The organism is Cryobacterium sp. 10I5 (genome assembly GCF_035019865.1).
GTDB lineage: Bacteria > Actinomycetota > Actinomycetes > Actinomycetales > Microbacteriaceae > Cryobacterium > Cryobacterium breve_A.
Map to the genome: position 1 here is coordinate 19084 of NZ_JASJVI010000003.1, position 16049 is coordinate 35132.

19 protein-coding genes, 2 tRNA genes and 1 riboswitch are annotated in these 16049 nt (G+C 68.9%); of the genes, 10 read left to right on the plus strand and 11 right to left on the minus strand.

The features are described 5' to 3' along the window. Window positions 1–2: 2 nt before the first annotated feature. Together QN350_RS01710 and QN350_RS01715 are read right to left on the minus strand one after the other, a co-directional pair. Window positions 3–500 (minus strand): DUF6993 domain-containing protein, encoded by a 498-nt coding sequence (locus tag QN350_RS01710; RefSeq protein ID WP_322140108.1) that lies wholly within the window; start codon window positions 498–500, stop codon window positions 3–5. A 42-nt stretch (window positions 501–542) separates the two neighbouring features. Beyond that, window positions 543–1007: a single-stranded DNA-binding protein gene (locus tag QN350_RS01715; RefSeq protein ID WP_322140109.1), complete on the minus strand. Its 465-nt coding sequence runs from the start codon at window positions 1005–1007 to the stop codon at window positions 543–545. A gap of 208 nt (window positions 1008–1215) precedes the next feature. Here QN350_RS01715 and QN350_RS01720 point away from each other — a divergent pair, with 208 nt between their 5' ends. From QN350_RS01720 to QN350_RS01735, 4 genes are all read left to right on the plus strand, one after another. Then, a complete protein-coding gene (locus tag QN350_RS01720) occupies window positions 1216–2226 on the plus strand; it encodes an aldo/keto reductase (RefSeq protein ID WP_322140110.1) in 1011 nt (336 codons plus the stop codon). Further along, on the plus strand, window positions 2227–3180 hold the full coding sequence (locus tag QN350_RS01725; RefSeq protein ID WP_322140111.1) for a DMT family transporter: 954 nt from the start codon (window positions 2227–2229) through the stop codon (window positions 3178–3180). It begins immediately after the preceding gene. Between the two features lie 123 nt (window positions 3181–3303). Beyond that, entirely contained in the window at window positions 3304–3561 is a 258-nt protein-coding gene (locus tag QN350_RS01730; protein ID WP_322140112.1) for a hypothetical protein, read from the plus strand. Window positions 3562–3666: 105 nt separating this feature from the next. Beyond that, on the plus strand, window positions 3667–4380 hold the full coding sequence (locus tag QN350_RS01735) for a hypothetical protein (protein ID WP_322140113.1): 714 nt from the start codon (window positions 3667–3669) through the stop codon (window positions 4378–4380). An 84-nt stretch (window positions 4381–4464) separates the two neighbouring features. Here QN350_RS01735 and nadE read toward each other — a convergent pair whose 3' ends face one another. Then, the gene (gene nadE / locus QN350_RS01740; protein WP_281535211.1) at window positions 4465–5286 is read right to left on the minus strand and encodes an ammonia-dependent NAD(+) synthetase; all 822 of its coding nucleotides are present in this window, start codon (window positions 5284–5286) and stop codon (window positions 4465–4467) included. 103 nt (window positions 5287–5389) lie between these two features. Between nadE and QN350_RS01745 the strand changes: the two genes are divergently transcribed. Then, complete coding sequence (locus tag QN350_RS01745; RefSeq protein ID WP_322140114.1) at window positions 5390–6070, plus strand: VOC family protein; 681 nt, start codon at window positions 5390–5392, stop codon at window positions 6068–6070. Between the two features lie 49 nt (window positions 6071–6119). On the opposite strand, the gene QN350_RS01750 is transcribed toward QN350_RS01745, so the two are convergent. Continuing rightward, window positions 6120–6195, minus strand: a tRNA-Arg gene (locus tag QN350_RS01750). Window positions 6196–6305: 110 nt separating this feature from the next. On the opposite strand from QN350_RS01750, the gene orn reads away from it, so the two are divergent. The 4 genes from orn (at window position 6306) to QN350_RS01770 (ending at window position 8780) form a co-directional block, all read left to right on the plus strand. Beyond that, the gene (gene orn, locus QN350_RS01755) at window positions 6306–6926 is read left to right on the plus strand and encodes an oligoribonuclease (protein WP_322140115.1); all 621 of its coding nucleotides are present in this window, start codon (window positions 6306–6308) and stop codon (window positions 6924–6926) included. Between the two features lie 48 nt (window positions 6927–6974). Further along, window positions 6975–7050 (plus strand) — tRNA-His (locus QN350_RS01760). Window positions 7051–7101: 51 nt separating this feature from the next. Further along, entirely contained in the window at window positions 7102–7482 is a 381-nt protein-coding gene (locus tag QN350_RS01765) for a metallopeptidase family protein (protein ID WP_322140116.1), read from the plus strand. A 23-nt stretch (window positions 7483–7505) separates the two neighbouring features. Further along, entirely contained in the window at window positions 7506–8780 is a 1275-nt protein-coding gene (locus QN350_RS01770) for a hypothetical protein (RefSeq protein WP_322140117.1), read from the plus strand. Between the two features lie 4 nt (window positions 8781–8784). Here QN350_RS01770 and QN350_RS01775 read toward each other — a convergent pair whose 3' ends face one another. Genes QN350_RS01775 through QN350_RS01795 form a run of 5 tightly spaced genes read right to left on the minus strand, consistent with a single transcriptional unit; the run spans window position 8785 to window position 12693 of the window. After that, entirely contained in the window at window positions 8785–9045 is a 261-nt protein-coding gene (locus tag QN350_RS01775) for a hypothetical protein (protein WP_281535216.1), read from the minus strand. Window positions 9046–9074: 29 nt separating this feature from the next. Continuing rightward, window positions 9075–9692, minus strand: coding sequence for an ATP-binding protein (locus tag QN350_RS01780; protein WP_322140118.1), 618 nt, complete (start codon window positions 9690–9692; stop codon window positions 9075–9077). Beyond that, window positions 9679–10470: an energy-coupling factor transporter transmembrane component T gene (locus QN350_RS01785; protein ID WP_322140119.1), complete on the minus strand. Its 792-nt coding sequence runs from the start codon at window positions 10468–10470 to the stop codon at window positions 9679–9681. Before QN350_RS01785 ends, QN350_RS01780 begins: the two co-directional genes overlap by 14 nt. Further along, complete coding sequence (locus QN350_RS01790) at window positions 10467–12056, minus strand: ABC transporter ATP-binding protein (protein ID WP_323515658.1); 1590 nt, start codon at window positions 12054–12056, stop codon at window positions 10467–10469. The genes QN350_RS01785 and QN350_RS01790 overlap by 4 nt, the downstream gene beginning before the upstream one ends. Window positions 12057–12075: 19 nt before the next feature. Beyond that, window positions 12076–12693, minus strand: a complete 618-nt coding sequence (locus QN350_RS01795; protein ID WP_322140121.1) for an ECF transporter S component — start codon at window positions 12691–12693, stop codon at window positions 12076–12078. A gap of 36 nt (window positions 12694–12729) precedes the next feature. Continuing rightward, window positions 12730–12839: riboswitch (TPP riboswitch) on the minus strand. A gap of 141 nt (window positions 12840–12980) precedes the next feature. Here QN350_RS01795 and nhaA point away from each other — a divergent pair. Further along, window positions 12981–14342, plus strand: coding sequence for a Na+/H+ antiporter NhaA (gene nhaA, locus QN350_RS01800; protein WP_322140122.1), 1362 nt, complete (start codon window positions 12981–12983; stop codon window positions 14340–14342). A gap of 2 nt (window positions 14343–14344) precedes the next feature. Here nhaA and QN350_RS01805 read toward each other — a convergent pair whose 3' ends face one another. Both QN350_RS01805 and QN350_RS01810 read right to left on the minus strand, forming a co-directional pair. Continuing rightward, complete coding sequence (locus QN350_RS01805) at window positions 14345–14704, minus strand: hypothetical protein (protein WP_281535220.1); 360 nt, start codon at window positions 14702–14704, stop codon at window positions 14345–14347. Between the two features lie 39 nt (window positions 14705–14743). Next, the gene (locus QN350_RS01810) at window positions 14744–16030 is read right to left on the minus strand and encodes a DNA polymerase IV (RefSeq protein ID WP_322140123.1); all 1287 of its coding nucleotides are present in this window, start codon (window positions 16028–16030) and stop codon (window positions 14744–14746) included. Window positions 16031–16049: the final 19 nt, after the last annotated feature.

Sequence of the window (16049 nt, forward strand, 5' to 3'; positions counted from 1 at the left end):
GCTTACCAGTCTATTTGCCGCGTGGCCCCGATCAGACACCGGCCGGTCGAGATCACTGCGGTGGCCATGCTGTGGAACCCGCCGGACTTCGGCCCGTTCTGTCCGATCAGGCACCCGTCAGCGAAGCGGACCGAGAATTGCACGGAGTCGGCATCGAGATTGACGCTCGTCTTGTCGAACCCGACCTCGATCATCGCCTTGTCGAATCCGGCGGCGACGAGCGCGTCCACGAAGCCGCGACCGCCCGTCGCGGGATCCACGGCCGCTGCGACCTGGTTGAAGTATGCGATGTTCGCCTGGGCGCCGAGTTCGGGTCGCACTGCGGGCGCGGGGGCCGCGGCGGTCGGCGTCGCGGAGGCGACCGGAGTGCTCGTGGGAGTGGTCGCCACGGGCGTCGGTACGGCGGCGCCTGAGGCACAGCCGGCCAGGGCTGCGATAACGAGGCCGCTGATGACGACGCCCAGCGCGGGTCGGAGTGTCGTCCTGTGTGCTGCCGGCACGTCTGTCCTCCCGAGGCCGCGGTGCGGCCAGTGCCATCGAGTCTAAACCGAGCGCACGGCCGGCTCGCCAGCGCCGGCGGCTGGGCCAGCGGTTGGGGCAGCACTTTGGGCGGCGGTTGGACCAGCGGTTGGGGCGGCCGCTGCCGTGTCCGTCACCGGTCGCAGGTAGTTCGTTGTGCACCAGGACAGGTCATGGCCGACCGCCTCCGCCTCGACCTCGACGGAGGTACCGGATCGTTCGGCATTCTGCCACGCTCGCACCCGCAGCTGCCCGGCCACGAGGACATGCTCGCCCTTCCGTACCGACCGCACGACGTTGTGGGCCAGATGGCGGAACGCAGTCACGGTATACCAGTTCGTGTCGGCGTCGACCCAGCTGTGCAAGGTCCGGTCATACCGGCGCTGTCCGGAGGCCAGCCTGAAGGAGGTGATCGCGAGGCCGGCGCTCGTCACGAGGTGGCGCGGCGTCGTCGCCACGATTCCGGTCACGGTGATGCTGTTGCTCATGGTGTCTCCCGTCCTGGTCGGCGCCGGACGCTCGCCCGGCGTAGGCCCGGGGGCGACGCTCGTGCCTGTCTCCGACGCCCCCGGGTCACGTCCGAGTGTGCGTCCGTGTACACACGGACGATCCGCGGCATCCGTTTGCGGGGACAAGACCGCAGGACGGATGCCTGTTGAGGAGGGTCCCCTCCCCCTGCGGCCCTAGAGTGATCCCATGAGCTTCGTCGCCGCTGAAAACCGCTACTCGGACATGACCTATCGCCGGACCGGACGGAGCGGGCTCAAGCTCCCGGCCCTCTCGCTCGGCCTCTGGCACAACTTCGGGCACGAACGTCCCATCGATACCCAGCGGGCCATCTTGCGCAGGGCCTTCGATCTCGGTGTCACGCACTTCGACCTCGCCAACAACTACGGCCCGCCATACGGTGCGGCGGAAACCAACTTCGGCCGGATCTTCGCGGAGGACTTCAGACCGTACCGCGACGAGATCATCGTGTCGAGCAAGGCCGGGTATGACATGTGGGCGGGCCCGTACGGCGACTTCGGGTCCCGCAAGTACCTGCTGTCATCCCTCGACCAGAGCCTCGGGCGCCTGGGCCTCGACTATGTGGACATCTTCTACTCGCACCGTCCGGACCCGGAGACCCCGATCGAGGAGACGATGGGCGCCCTCGCGACCGCCGTCCAGCAGGGCAAGGCCCTCTACGTCGGCGTGTCCAACTACTCGCCGGAGGAGACCAGGGCGGCCGCCGCGGCGCTTGCCGAGCACAAGATCCCGCTGCTCATCCACCAGCCGCGCTATTCGATGTTCGACCGGCACATCGAGGACGGCCTGTTTCCCGTGCTCGACGAACTCGGTATCGGCAGCATCGTCTTCTCCCCACTCGCCCAGGGCCTCCTCACCGACCGGTACCTCGGCGGCAGCGTCCCCGAAGGGTCGCGCGCGGCGACGAGCCGTTTCCTCTCCGAGAACGCCCTGACGGACACCTACTTCGAGCGAGCCCGCGCCCTCAACGAGATCGCTCTCGGCCGGGGCCAGACGCTCGCCCAACTCGCGGTGACCTGGATCCTGCGCCAGCCGCAGGTGACGAGCGTGCTCGTCGGCGCAAGCAGCGTGCACCAGCTCGAACAGACCGTCGCCGCCCTCGATGCGCCGACGCTGACCGAGGCCGAGATCACGGACATCGAGCCGTTCGCGGTGCACGGCACCGGCCGGGATTCCTGATTGGGGTATCTGTACGCGCTCCTCGCGTCCCTGCTCTTCGGGCTCAACGGGTCGACGACGAAAGTCATCGTTGAGGCGGGGTTGTCCCCCGCGCAGCTGACCTTCGTCAGGGTCACGGTGATCATGGTGCTCGCGGGCGCCGTGCTGCTCGTCACGAACCGCACGGCGTTCCGCATCGACCGACGCCAGCTCGCCGTGATGGCCCTGCTCGGCGTCGCCGGGGTCGCGCTGATCCAGTGGTTCTACGCCGTCGCGATCAGCCTGCTCCCGGTCGGTATCGCACTCATGCTCGAGTACTCCGGCGTTCTCCTGATCGCCCTCGTGGCGCGGTTCGTCTTCAACGAACGGGTCAAGCCCCGGATCTGGTGGGCGATCGGGTGTGTGCTCGTGGGCATGGCCATCGTCGCGCAGATCTGGGCGAGCCCACTTTCCGGGCTCGGGGTCGTCGCCGGCGTCGCGGCGGCGATCTGCCTCGCGGTCTACTTCCTCGTCGGTGAGCGCCAGGTCGCGAGCTCGTCTCCGCTCGCCGTGGCCTTCTGGTCGATGCTGTTCGCGAGCGCCTTCTGGCTGCTGCTCAGCGGATGGTGGCAGATCGACCCGGCACTCCTCACCGAGTCCGTGCGCCTGCACGGCAATCTCGCCACCGTGGCGGCCCCCCTCTGGACGCTCCTGCTCTGGAACGGGGTGCTCGGCTCGTTCGCCCCGTACCTGCTCTCGTATATGGCCCTCGCGCGCCTGACCGCGACCGCGGCGGGAATCGTATCCGCATCGGAGGTCATCTTCGCGTTCGCCTTCGCGTTCCTCTGGCTCGGCGAGACCCTCGACGGGGTCCAGACGCTCGGCGCCCTGCTCGTCCTCGCCGGGATCGTGGTGGCCCAGACGGCCCGGGCCAATCGGCCGGTCGACCTGGACCTGGCCGGTCCCGGTGTCACCGGCGCCATCCAGCTGCCCTAGCCCTCCGGCGTCCCGGTCTCCCCGGGGCCACCGGGACACGGTTCGAATGTCGGGAGTCCCCCGTAGCGTGCTGAACACAGCACCAGCCACCCGAGACCCCGCCACCCGACACCGGAGGACCCCATGACCGACACCCCGTTCCTGGCCCCGCTTCGAGCCCCTCGCCGCGACATCGCGGCCGTTCGCGGCCTCGCCCTGGTCCCGGTGAAGGACGGTCTCTGGCGGGTCACCGGCCGGTCGGGCGCCGTCCTCGGCCACATCGAACGCAAGCTCGACGACCGCGGAGAATCGTTCGCCGCGCGGCGGCTGCTGCCGGCCACCCGCACGCTTGACCTGGGCACCTTCTGGCATCTGGCGGATGCGGCGGATTGCTTCCGATGAAGAGCCGGGCCGCCATGGGTTCTCCGACCACATTGAGGCACCCACATTGAGGCACGCCGTCGGCAAAGCAGCCCAAGCCGCCGAGCTCGCGATACAGTGCGGCACATGACGTGGTGGAATAGTTTCGTATCCTGGCTCACGGCAGCCAGCAACCAGACCGTGGTGAACACAGCCGTGGTGTTCATCGCTGCGATCGTGATCGCCGGCGTTCTCACCGCCCTGATCGGGCGCGGCGCTATCAAGCAGCTCCTCGTCCAGCACGACCGGGAGCTCAAGGCCGCCGCCATCGGCGCTCTCATCGATGCCGCGACCGAGGCATCCGTCTGGAATTCGCTCACCCCGCAGGAGCAGGTCATGGCGGACCGTGCCGTCGGTCAGGCCGACATCCAGGTGCGCCTTCTTCCGATTCGCGGCGCGGGTGTCGCGGCCGACTGGGCCTCGCACCAGCTCAACGAGCTCAAGCGCACCTCGGCGACCTTCGGTTACCAGTTGGAGCCGGCCCTTCTGGAGTTCCGCGATCGCCTGATCGAGTGGCAGGACAAGCCCCGCCGTACCCGCAAGGTGTTCCAGAGCGACCTTGACCGGTGGAAGACGCAGAATTCCAGCTCGGAATCGAGCCTTCTCGCCCAGCAGGATGCGTGGGCTGCCCAGCAGCATCACGACCAGTTCAACGAGGCCCTTCCGGCCGCACCCGTCCCCGCCTCTCCCGCACCGAGCGTGCACGCGGCCAGCCAGTCCACGCCGTCGACGGAGACCCAGCGCCTCCTCGATGACGTGCAGGCCCTCGAGGTACGTCCGGCGCCGATCAACCACCCGTAGCGCTGCCACGCACAAAAAATCGCCCGGAGCATTCGATGCTCCGGGCGATTCGTGCTTAACGGTGTCCGGCGGGCGCCGAGCGGCTCAGCGCCACCACTCGTCGAAGAGGGACGCCGGCACCTGACGCTTGTGCTCGGTGTTCAGGAACCGGGCCTCGATGGCCGCAGCGACCTCGTCGTCGACAGGGAGACCCTCGAGGTAGTCGTCGATCTGCTCGTAGCGCAGGCCGAGGTTGTCCTCATCGGTCTGGCCGGGGTTGCCGTCGAGCAGGTCGGCCGTCGGCGCCTTGAGGTACAGGTGCTTCGGCGCGCCGAGTTCGATGAGGAGCGCCTTGCCCTGGCGCTTGGTCAGTCCGGTGAGCGGCAGAACGTCCGCACCTCCGTCGCCGTACTTGGTGAAGAAGCCGGTGACGGCCTCTGCGGCATGATCGGTGCCGATCACGAGGAGTCCGCGCGCCCCGGCGATGGCGTATTGGGCGACCATGCGCTCCCGGGCCTTGGCGTTGCCCTTGTCGAAGTCGGGCAGGGCCTCCCCGGTGCTGTCTTCGTATTCGGCCGCGATCCCGTCGACCGCGCGCTGCACGTTGAAGGTGAGAGCAGTGTGCGGCTGGATGAAGTCGAGCGCGAGTTCGCCATCGGCGTCATCGTGCTGCACGGCATACGGAAGTCGGACCGCCACGAACTCGAATTCCTGTCCGGCGTCGTCGAGCTCCTCGATGGCGAGCTGGGCCAGTCGACCGGCGAGGGAGGAGTCCTGTCCGCCGCTGATGCCGAGGATCAACCCCTTCGCACCCGAACTCACCAGGTATTCCTTGAGGAAGTCCACCCGTCGGCGAATCTCGGCAGCTGGATCGATAGTCGGTGACACATGCAGTTCGGCGATGATGCGCGCCTGAAGTTCTCCCATGCATCGAATCTATCAAAACGGTCTGACCGGTCGCCCCGAGGTCACTGGATTTCTGCTCTGGTGCGGGCTGTGAAATCAGCGGCCGGAGGTCTTGACTGGAGGCATGCAGATCACGAGGGTGTCCGCGCGCGTTCGGGACACGGACGCAGCAGCGGGATTCTTCGAGAACGTTCTTCTCCTGAAGGTCGACGGAAGGGTCGACGGGGATGCGGACACCGTTCAGGTGCGCATCGGAGCAACCATGCTCGAACTTACGGAGGACCGGGAGACCGTCGGCCGGCACCACCTGGCCATTACGATCCCCTCCAACAAGTTTTCAGCGGCCCGGGACTGGCTGGAGCCCCGATCCACCCTGATCGGCACTCCCGATGCCGACGAGTTCGAGTTCGCGGCCTGGAATGCCCGCTCGCTCTACTTCTCCGGGCCGGACCGTTCGGTCCTCGAGCTCATCATCCGGCGCGACCTCGACAACGACACCCGCGGCGCATTCACGAGCGCCGACCTGCTCTGCATCAGCGAGGTCGGCGTCGCGACAAACGACGTCCTTGCGATGGCCGAATTCCTGAGGACCGAAGCGGATGTCCGGCCGTACGCCGGTGAGCCCGGCCGCAACTTCGCCCCGGTCGGAGACACCGACGGCCTGCTGATTCTCGTCTCACCCGGCCGGCCCTGGTTTCCCACGACGGATCGCGGGGCGTCGTCTGGGCCGATCCTGGTCGAGGCCACGGGATCCCGGCCGGGAGACTATCCCCTGGGCGTCGGAAGCATGCTCCGGATCCGGTGACTGGTTGTCGCGGCATCCGCTGCGCGGAAGTGCCGTACGCGGCGTGATGTGGTGCCCCCGGTTGGAATCGAACCAACGACAAGCGGATTAGAAGGCCGCTGCTCTATCCACTGAGCTACGGGGGCGCGGAGCGCTTCAACGATACCGCAGACCCGGACCCCGCCGGCGCGGTCGGCCCGGCCGGGCTCGCTGGCGGGCCGGGGCCCGCGTCGGAGCCCGCCGCTAGACTCGGACCATGACAAAAAGCAGTGACCGGTTGGTCTGGATTGATTGCGAGATGACCGGGCTCGACCTGGAAAACGATGAACTGGTGGAGATTGCCGTGGTCATCACCGACTACGACCTCAACGTCATCGACCCGGGCCTCGACATCATCATCAAGCCGAACGCCTCCGCGCTCGCGAACATGAACGACTTCGTGCGCAACATGCACACGACCTCCGGCCTCATCGAGGAGATCCCGAACGGGGTCAGCGCGGCCGAGGCCGAATTCGAGGTGCTCGAGTACGTGCTCAAATTCATCCCGGCGGAACAGAAGGCCCCGCTCGCCGGCAACTCGATCGGGACGGATCGCTCGTTCCTCGCCAAATACATGCCGCGCCTCGACAACCAGCTGCACTACCGCAACGTCGATGTCTCCTCCATCAAGGAACTCGCCCGCCGCTGGTACCCGCGGGTGTACTTCAACGCCCCGACCAAGGACGGCGGCCACCGTGCCCTCGCGGACATTCTCGAGTCGATTCGCGAGCTTGCGTACTACCGCCAGACCGTGTTCGTGGCCGACCCCGGGCCCACGAGCGACGAGGCAAAAGCACGCGCCGCCGAAGCCGTGTCCACATTCAGTCCAAACGTGTAATAGAATTCTTGAGTTGCCGCTGATCCTTCGGGAAAAGCGCAGCACATGGTGGTTGTAGCTCAGTTGGTAGAGCGTCCGGTTGTGGTCCGGAAGGTCGCGGGTTCAAGCCCCGTCAGTCACCCCAAGTGAAGTCGGCAGTCCGTTCAGCATCGTATTCCTATGACATGCTGAACGGATGCCGCAGCTCAGCCCAGATGACTTCAACGCCGAGAAGTTCAGTCAGGACGAATTCGAGAAGCTCGTCGTCGACGAACTCGATCTCCTGCCCGATGACATGGTCGACGGGCTCGAGAACGTCATCTTCGTGGTCGAGGATCGTCCGGAGGACGGTTCCCTGGACACCCTCGGCCTCTACGACGGGGTGGCCCTGACGCACCGCGACCAGTACGGTTTCGGCGAGATGCCGGACCGGATCATCCTGTACCGGGAATCCCTTCTCGCGATCGTCGGTTCCCTCGACGAACTTCGCGACCAGGTGCACATCACCCTCGTGCACGAAATCGGACATTTCTACGGGATCGATGACGACAGGCTGCACGAGCTCGGCTGGGGATGACCGGCACTTGTTAGCCTCGACTCATGAGTAAATTCCGGCCCGGCCGCGCCTTGGGCATCACGGTCGGTGCCCTCGCCATCCTTGTCATCGGCGTTTATGGGCCCGCGACGCTCCTCGGGCCGCTCCCGATGGTGAAGGCGACCGTGGTCTCTGCGCCGGTGGCTCCGGCAGCCGCCACTCCCCCGGTGCTCCCCGCTGCGGGCACGAGCGCAGTCGTGAGCCTCGTGCCACCGGCCGCAGGTGCGGCAAACGCCGCGACGACGGTCGCACCCACCGCGATCGCCGCAGCAGGCAGCACAACGCCGCTGCCGATGGCCGCAGCGGCGAAGATCGTCACCGCCCTCGTCGTGCTCTCGGCCAAGCCGATCGATGCGGGCGCCGCCGGGCCCGGCGTGCCGATCACGCCCGCCGACTACCAGGACTACCTCGACTACGTGGCCAATGGCGCGCGCACGGTCATCGTCTTCCCCGGTGAGACCTGGACGCAGCAGGAACTCCTGCAGGCGATGATCCTCGGCTCGAGCAACAACCACGCGGACACCCTCGCCCGGTGGGCCTTCGGCTCGGTCGACGCGTACGTCACCGCCGCCAACGCCTGGCTCGCCAAGGAAGGCCTCGCGGGCATCCACGTCGCAGATGCCACCGGCCTCGCGGATGCGAGCGTCGGGACCGGAACGGACCTGGCGCGGCTCGCTGGCCTCGCCGCGACCAACCCGGTGATCAGCCAGATCCTGGCGAGCCCGGCATCCGCTCTCGTCGGCCAGCGCGGAGTCGACAACACGACGGCGTACCTGGCCGAAGAGGGCATCACCGGCCTCTCCCGCAGCTATACGGATGCCGGCGGCGTCTGTTTCCTGTTCACCGCTAGCGTCGGAACGGCACCGGCGACCTTCACCTTTGCAGGGGCCGTGATCGGCGAGCCGGACTACGACACGCTCACGGCCGATCTGAAGGCGCTGATGGCCAGCGCGAAGGCGGGCGTCACCGACCTTCCGATCCTCGCGGAGGGCGCGGCATACGTTCGCTTCGACGCCCCCTGGGACGCGACGGCATCGGGCGTCGTGAAGACCGGCAAGACCCGGTTCGGCTGGCAGGCCACCCCGGTGGGAGCAGCAACACTCGACCTGGACGCGTTCGCCACCGGTCGCTCCGGTGCGACGGTCGGCCGGGTCACCGTGGATGCGAGCGGTGAGGCCGTGACCTCACCCCTCGTGCTGGATGCGACGATCAGCGCTCCCGGACCGGGTTGGCGACTGCTCAACCCGGTGCCGATGATCTCGGCGCTCCTGGAGCAGTAGGCGACTACTCCGGCTGGTCTTCCGGCACGTACGGGTCGCTGTCCGTCGCGTCGAAGCGGTAGCGCACGTGGATGCGGCCCTGCACATCGCGTTCGTCGACCTCGTCGTACCAGAACAGGGTCTCGATGCCCTCGACGAGGGAGACCATGCTGATCCGGCTGTCATGCGCACCCTGCACGAGCACTCGGGAATCGACCTGCCCTTCGAGGGGGCCATCGATGAATTCGGCGGTGTAGAAAACTTCTTCGGGAGCTGGACTAGTCATGTCCTAACGCTAGTCCGGTTTCCCCGTTCTCAGCGGAGGCCGGGGGTTCCGTCGAGTTCGATCGTCGCCCAACGCGCCGGTTCCTCACGCACGAGGAATCCCTGCCATTCCGCCTGCCACTGGTCCCAGTGCGACCGGAACGCCTCACCGTCTCGTGCGAGGGCCCGCTGTTTGCGTTCCGCGTCGTCCGCCGTGAGCCAGATCCGCACATCGCTCAGTCCGGCATTGGCCGCCGAGAGGGTGCCGCAGCCCTCGACGAGCAGCGAGCGGGCCGGGTCGACCGGGTGCCATTCCGCCGGCGCGGCCGAGCCCCAGTCATAGCGACGCCAGGCGCCGGGCAGCCCGGCGCGCTGTGGGCGCAGCACGTGTTCGGTCAGGTGTGCGCTCGCGGCGGCGAGTCCGTTCCAGCCGGGATAGATGTCGTCGAGCCGGATGAGCGTGGGCCGCCCCGCCGTCCGAACAGAGGCCCGCCCAGCCGCCCGCCCAGCCGTCGAAGGCCACGCGTCGAGGATACGGTCGGCGAGGGTGCTCTTGCCCGCACCGCTCGGCCCGTCGATGAGGATGACGACGGGTGCGGCATCCGCCCTCTGATATGCGGCTATTGCGGCCAGCACCGGTGCGAGCCGCACCTGGTCAGGAGAGGACAAAGTGCCACGTTCCCGCCCAGATCGCGACCGCGATCGAGATCCCGGCGACGCCGACGCCGAGCCCCAGCATCACCGCATCCCCGGCCCCGATCTCCGATTCGCGGGCCCAGGTGCGCGGCGCGGTCCCGAAGCCGCGGGCCTCCATGGCCGTTGCGAGCTTGCTCCCGCGGCGGACCGAGATGACGAGCAGGGCGAAGGCCGGACCGAAGAAGCGACGGAGGGCCCCGATCGGTCCGCCGCCGTCACCGACTCCCCGCGCGCGCCTGGCGAGGCTGAGGAAACGCCAGTCTTCGATGAACATCCCGACGAGGCGCAGGCCGGCGAGTCCGCCGAGCACGAACCGGGCAGGCAGGCGCAGCACCTGCGCGAGCCCGTCGGCGAGGTCGGTCGGGTCCGTCGTGGCCAGGAGCACGATCCCCGGCAGGCCGATCGCGAGAACGCGGAGCGCGATGGCCAGGCCGAGCTGGACCGAGCCATCCGTCACCGTCACGAAACCGACGGTCAGGAGCACCGCTCCGGAGTCGCGGCCGTACAGCACCGTGGTCAGGCCCGCGAAGGGCGCTGCGATCCACAGCGTCGAGGTGCGCAGCCAGAACTGCCGCGCACTCAGCCCGCACCAGAACAGCAGGACGCCTTCGAGCGCGAGGGCGACGAGCGCGGAGACCCAGTCGATCGAGAGCAGCAACGCCAGGCTGACGACGATGGCGGCGCCGAGCTTGGAGATGGGGTTGAGCCGGGCCGCCGCGCTCGGGCGGATGCTCGGCGTGAGGAGGCTCATCGGCGCGCCCCGGCCGCCGGCCCGGGCGCCGACCCGGCCAGGCCGCCGGTGAGTCGGTATTCGGAGCCGGCGATCGTGTCGACGAGGAGCTCATCGTGGGTGACGAAGACGAGAGCGGTGCCCGCGCTCTGCACATCGACGAGGAGGGAGACGAGTTCCCGCCAGGTGCGGGAGTCCTGGCCGAAGGTGGGCTCGTCGAGCACGAGCAGCCGCGGGCGGCTCGCGAGCACGGTCGCGACCGAGAGCCGGCGTTTCTCGCCGCCCGAGAGTGTGAAGGGGTTCGCCTCGGCGAGGTGGTCGAGCCGGAGCCTCTCGAGGAGCTCATCGACGCGGCGGACCTGCTCCGCCGGGGCGAGGCCGAGGGCGTGCGGGCCGATGGCGAGTTCGGCGCGCACGGAGCCGGCAAGGAACTGGTGTTCGGGGTCCTGGAAGACCGTACCGATCCGGGTGAGGAGGGCCCGTGAGCGCCAGCGGACCGGTTCGGTACCGAGGCCGCCCGCGAGGCCGGGACTCGCAGCGAGACGACCGCCCGCCGGGGCGAGCAGGCCGGCCAGGGTGAGCGCGAGCGTCGATTTGCCCGCGCCGTTCGGGCCCGTGATCGCGGTCGCCGTTCCTGCCCCGATTGCGAGGTCGATCCCGCCGGCGACGACCTGGGCGGTGCGGCGGGCGAACGGCACCCGCCCGACGAAGAGCTCGGTCGCGGACAACAGGAGCTCCGGAGCCGCTGCTCCCCCGGCCCGGAGTCCGAGGTCGGCAGGCAGCCGGCTCGGCAGTCGGCCGGGAAGCCGCGGCGGAAGATGCGGCACCCAGACCCCGGCCGCTGCAAGCCGTTCGCCCTCGGACTGCAGCACGGTGCCGGTCGGCCCGTCGGCCAGGACTCCGCCGGCAGCATCGAGCACGATGACCCGGTCGACGAGGTCCTGCCACACGGCGACCCGGTGTTCGATCACGATCAGGGTCGCTCCGGAGGCGTCGAGGGTACGACGGACGGCGTCGCGCACCTCGATCACGCCGTCGGGGTCGAGGTTGGCGGTCGGCTCGTCGAGCAGGAGCAGGCCCGGCCGCATGGCCAGCACGCCGGCGAGGGCGAGGCGTTGTTTCTGGCCGCCGCTGAGCGCGGAGGTGGGGTGATCGAGCGGCAGCCGCAGGCCGACCGCCTCGAGGGCGACACCCACCCTGCGCCAGATCTCGTCCCGCGGCACGGCGAGATTCTCGCAGCCGAAGGCGACGTCGTCGCCGACTCTCGCGAGCACGACCTGGGAATCCGGGTCCTGCAGCACGAGACCGACCCGGCCGCGGGCATCCGCCGGCCGCCGGCCGTCGATGAGCAGCTCGCCGGTCTCGTCTCCCTCGTTCTCAGCACCCAGCACTCCGGCGAGGGCGTGCACGAAGGTGCTCTTGCCCGCGCCGCTCGCGCCGAGCAGCAGCACGCGTTCGCCTGGGCGGATGTCGAGGTCGAGTCCGGAGACCGCGGGCGCGCGCCGTCCGGCGTGCCGCCAGCCCCAGCCGCGGGGGGCCCCCGGGCGGCCCCCCCGCGCCGGCGGCCCCGGCCCCCCCCCCCCCCCCCGCGACCGGGCGTACGGAATCGGGATCCAGGGGCATCCGCTACACGGTCGCGCGCTGGGTGGCTCGGCCGGCGGCGAATCGGCTCAGTGCCCCCGAACGCACTAGACCGCGCAACACCAGCCAGGAGACAAGCCCGCCGAGGAGCACGCCGGAGACGACGGCAGAGACGAAGTAGGTCACCTTGATCGCGTCGTCGACGGCGGCGTAGCTGTTCAGGACGTCGAGGATACCGACCGCGACGCCGGCGCCGGCCCCGGCGAGGAGGGCGGTGCCGAGCTTCCAGCTCGAATAGAGGAACAGGGCGAAGACGATCTCCGCACCCAGGCCCTCGACGACGCCCCAGATCAGGGTCGAGAAGCCCCACTGGGTCCCGATCAGCATCGAGACGACGGCGGCGACGACCTCGGTATAGACGGCGGCGCCGGGCTTGCGCACGACGAGCCCGCCGAGCACGGCGGCGAAGAGCCAGCCGCCGGCGAGGAGGCCCTCGAGGCCGGGAGTGAAGGCCAGGACGGCGCTGAGCGGCGTCCAGGCCAGGCCCCAGGCCCAGAAGATGACGCCGCTCGCGACGCCGATCACGCTGGCGACGACGATGTCGACGACCCGCCAGCGGTAGTTGCGAACCCGGGCTGCGGGTGTGGTGGTTGTTGAATGCATGGTGTCGCGCCCTTTCAATGGCAATTGAGGGCACGGGTATGAGTGTTTCTGCCTCCCTGCGCTGGCATGATCCAGATCAGGTTCGACGGTCGAAGCCTAGGAAGCTTCCTCTCAGCCCGGTTGACCGGACTCCCGTGTTCGATACCGAGTATAGACCCGTGGTGTAAACCGTGCCGGGTTCCCGCAGTGGGCAGGGGCGCGGAGGGGGCCCGTGTACAGTGAAAGCAGGTGTGCCGGGAAGTCTGGTCGGCGTCCGCTCATCGAGCCCGAAACCAGAGGATCCACCCATGAATGCACCCGCGAACCCATCAGGAGCCTCCCCCGCCCCCCGCAATCCCCGGGGTATCGGCGCGGTTTTCCGGCGCAGCAGTTATCCGGAATACGTGCGGATCAGTCAGATCCTCCGTCGCGAAACGGTCGGTGGGGCCCTCCTGCTCGTTGCGACGGTCATCGCCCTGATCCTCGCGAACTCGCCGGCTTCCGGCCTCTACTTCGCCGTGCGGGACTTCGAGTTCGGCTACGAGCCCTGGCACCTCCAGCTGAGCGTCGGGGCGTGGGCGGCCGACGGTTTGCTCGCGATCTTCTTCTTCCTCGCCGGCCTCGAACTCAAACGTGAATTCGTCGCCGGGGACTTGCGTACCCTGGACCGCGCGGTCGTCCCAGTAGCCGCGGCCGTCGGCGGCGTGCTGACCCCTGCGCTGTTCTTCACACTCGTGAACCTCGGCGGTGGGGCGGAGGCGCTGCGGGGCTGGGCGGTGCCGACCGCGACGGACATCGCCTTCGCCGTCGCCGTGCTCGCCGTGATCGGCTCACACCTTCCGAGCGCCCTCAGGGTGTTCCTGCTGACCCTCGCGGTCGTCGACGACCTGCTGGCGATCACGATCATCGCGTTCTTCTACACGAGCGACCTGCAGCCGCTCCTTCTTGCGGCGGCTGCGGTGCCGCTCGCCCTCTTCGCATTCCTCGCGCACCGATACTCGTTCCACTTCGGGACGCAACCGTGGCTGGCATGGCTCGTACTCGTGCCGCTCGGCGTGGTGACCTGGGTCCTGGTCCATGCGTCCGGCATCCACGCCACCGTCGCCGGAGTGCTGCTCGGTTTCGCGGTGCCCGTGCTCCGCAGCCGTCGGGGCGGCGGACCCGACGCGGGCGCCGGGCTCGCCCAGACCCTCGAGCACCGGATCCGGCCGTTGTCGGCGGGATTCGCCGTCCCGGTCTTCGCCTTCTTCTCGGCCGGGGTCGCGATCGGCGGGCCCGCCGGTCTCGCGGCGGCCCTGAGCGACCCCGTGGCGATCGGGATCATCGTCGCCCTCGTGCTCGGCAAACCGGTCGGCATCCTCGGTGCGACCTGGCTCGTCACCCGCACGACGAAGGCATCGCTCGACCCCGACCTGGCCTGGGTCGACGTGATCGGAGTCGCCATGCTCGCCGGAGTGGGCTTCACGGTGTCGTTGCTGATCAGCGAGCTCGGCTTCGGGCACGGCACCACCGAGGACGACCACGCCAAGGTGGCCATCCTCACGGCGTCACTGCTCGCGGCCCTGCTCGCCGCCGTCGTGTTGCGCAGCCGTAACCGGCACTACCGGCAGATCGACCTCAAGGAGACGGCGGACGCGGACAACGACGGGATCCCCGACGCGTTCGCGTAGGGCTACTTCTTGAGTGCCCGGATGACGTGGCTGAGCGTCTTGCCGACGACCCAGACGAACGGGATCCCGACGGCGAGCAGGGAGATGACGTTGGGCTCGAAGCGCACGGTGCCCTCGGACTTCACGTAGGCGCCCACCGGGATGGACACTCCGCCACCGCCGCCGCCGGCGCCGTGCCCGGGGCCGCCGAAGCCACCCGTGCCGGCTCCCTCACCGGATTCGCCTTCGCCGCCGCCGAAACCGTAGTAGACGAGTGCGACGGGAACGATCGTGATCCCGTCGACGAGGACGGGGTCACCGTATGCCGACCGAACACCGGCGGAGCGGGAGATTTCTGCGAGCTTTTCGGGGAGGCTAGTCATATTCTCAAGATACCCCGTCACGCTCCGCCACGCCCGGCATCAGGGATTGTCGTCTCCGCGCTCGCCCGCGCGGGGGTTCGGCTTGGTGGCGTCGAGGCCGACCGGGCGGGCCTGGCTCGGCCCGAGGAGCGAGGCAGGCCGCACCGAACCGCGACCGAAGCGCGCGCTGACGGAGTCCACGGCGAGTTCGGCACCGCGCCAGTCGTCGTCAGGGTCCCAGAGGCCGAGGCCGGCCCCGTCGCCGTCACCGAGCTGTTCCACCCGCACCCCGATCAGTCGCACCCGGATGCCGCGTGCGGCGAGCACGTCGAAGCTCGCCGCGGCCTCCTCGTAGATGCGCCGGCCCACGTTGGTCGCCTCGGCGAGGGTGCGCGAGCGGGTGACGGTGCTGAAGTCGGTGTACCGGAGTTTCAGCACGACGCAGCGCCCGACGAGCCCGGCCCGCCGAAGGGAGACCGCCACCGCGTCGGACTGTCGGAGCAGTTCGCTGCGCAACCGGGCGACATCCGTGACGTCGTGTTCGAAGGTGATCTCGTGGCCGACACTCTTCTCCTCGCGCTCGAGGGTCACCCCGCGCGGGTCCCTGCCCCACGCGAGCTCGTGGAGCTTGCGGCCCGCTACCTCACCGATCGTCTTTTGCAGCACCGGCAGCGGCATAGCGGCGAGGTCGCCGATCGTGCGCAGGCCGAGCCCGAGGAGCGAATTCTCGGTCACGGCGCCGACGCCCCAGAGCGAGCCGACGGGGAGCGGATGCAGGAACGCGAGGGTGTCTTCGGCTGGAACCACGAGCAGGCCGTTGGGTTTTGCCCTGCTCGACGCCATCTTGGCCACGAACTTCGTAGACGCTGCGCCGACGGAACAGGTGAGCCCTGTTTCGCTCTGGACCCGCTCGCGGATCAGCGCCGCGATCACGGCGGGCGAGCCGTGCAGCCGGCGGGCTCCGGAGACATCGAGGAATGCTTCGTCGATGCTGAGCGGCTCGACGAGCGGGGTCATGTCCGTGAAGATGCCCATCACCTGCTCGGAGAAGTCCCGGTACCGGCCCATGTGCGGTTCGAGGACGACCGCGTGGGGGCAGCGCCGCAGGGCGAGCGCCATCGGCATGGCCGAGTTGACGCCGTAGCGCCGCGCGACGTAGTTGGCTGCGGTTACAACGGAGCGGCCGGAGCGATGGCCGACGATGACGGGCTTGTCGACCAGCTCGGGGTGGTCGAGCAGCTCGACGGACGCGAAGAACGCGTCCATGTCGATGTGGAGCAGGGTCGCGGAGGAGTCGTCGACGTTCGCCGCCGAGACCGTGCGGTCGCTTCCGTCCTGCCTGCTCACCCTGAGACCCTAACCCACA

What these genes read in the sequence shown, in the direction of transcription:
- QN350_RS01715 (WP_322140109.1), bottom strand. Translation starts at nt 1,007, where the DNA reads ATGAGCAACAGCATCACCGTGACCGGAATCGTGGCGACGACGCCGCGC.
- QN350_RS01720 (WP_322140110.1), top strand. Translation starts at nt 1,216, where the DNA reads ATGAGCTTCGTCGCCGCTGAAAACCGCTACTCGGACATGACCTATCGC.
- QN350_RS01730 (WP_322140112.1), top strand. Translation starts at nt 3,304, where the DNA reads ATGACCGACACCCCGTTCCTGGCCCCGCTTCGAGCCCCTCGCCGCGAC.
- QN350_RS01735 (WP_322140113.1), top strand. Translation starts at nt 3,667, where the DNA reads ATGACGTGGTGGAATAGTTTCGTATCCTGGCTCACGGCAGCCAGCAAC.
- nadE (WP_281535211.1), bottom strand. Translation starts at nt 5,286, where the DNA reads ATGGGAGAACTTCAGGCGCGCATCATCGCCGAACTGCATGTGTCACCG.
- QN350_RS01745 (WP_322140114.1), top strand. Translation starts at nt 5,390, where the DNA reads ATGCAGATCACGAGGGTGTCCGCGCGCGTTCGGGACACGGACGCAGCA.
- orn (WP_322140115.1), top strand. Translation starts at nt 6,306, where the DNA reads ATGACAAAAAGCAGTGACCGGTTGGTCTGGATTGATTGCGAGATGACC.
- QN350_RS01765 (WP_322140116.1), top strand. Translation starts at nt 7,102, where the DNA reads ATGCCGCAGCTCAGCCCAGATGACTTCAACGCCGAGAAGTTCAGTCAG.
- QN350_RS01770 (WP_322140117.1), top strand. Translation starts at nt 7,506, where the DNA reads ATGAGTAAATTCCGGCCCGGCCGCGCCTTGGGCATCACGGTCGGTGCC.
- QN350_RS01775 (WP_281535216.1), bottom strand. Translation starts at nt 9,045, where the DNA reads ATGACTAGTCCAGCTCCCGAAGAAGTTTTCTACACCGCCGAATTCATC.
- QN350_RS01785 (WP_322140119.1), bottom strand. Translation starts at nt 10,470, where the DNA reads ATGAGCCTCCTCACGCCGAGCATCCGCCCGAGCGCGGCGGCCCGGCTC.
- QN350_RS01795 (WP_322140121.1), bottom strand. Translation starts at nt 12,693, where the DNA reads ATGCATTCAACAACCACCACACCCGCAGCCCGGGTTCGCAACTACCGC.
- nhaA (WP_322140122.1), top strand. Translation starts at nt 12,981, where the DNA reads ATGAATGCACCCGCGAACCCATCAGGAGCCTCCCCCGCCCCCCGCAAT.
- QN350_RS01805 (WP_281535220.1), bottom strand. Translation starts at nt 14,704, where the DNA reads ATGACTAGCCTCCCCGAAAAGCTCGCAGAAATCTCCCGCTCCGCCGGT.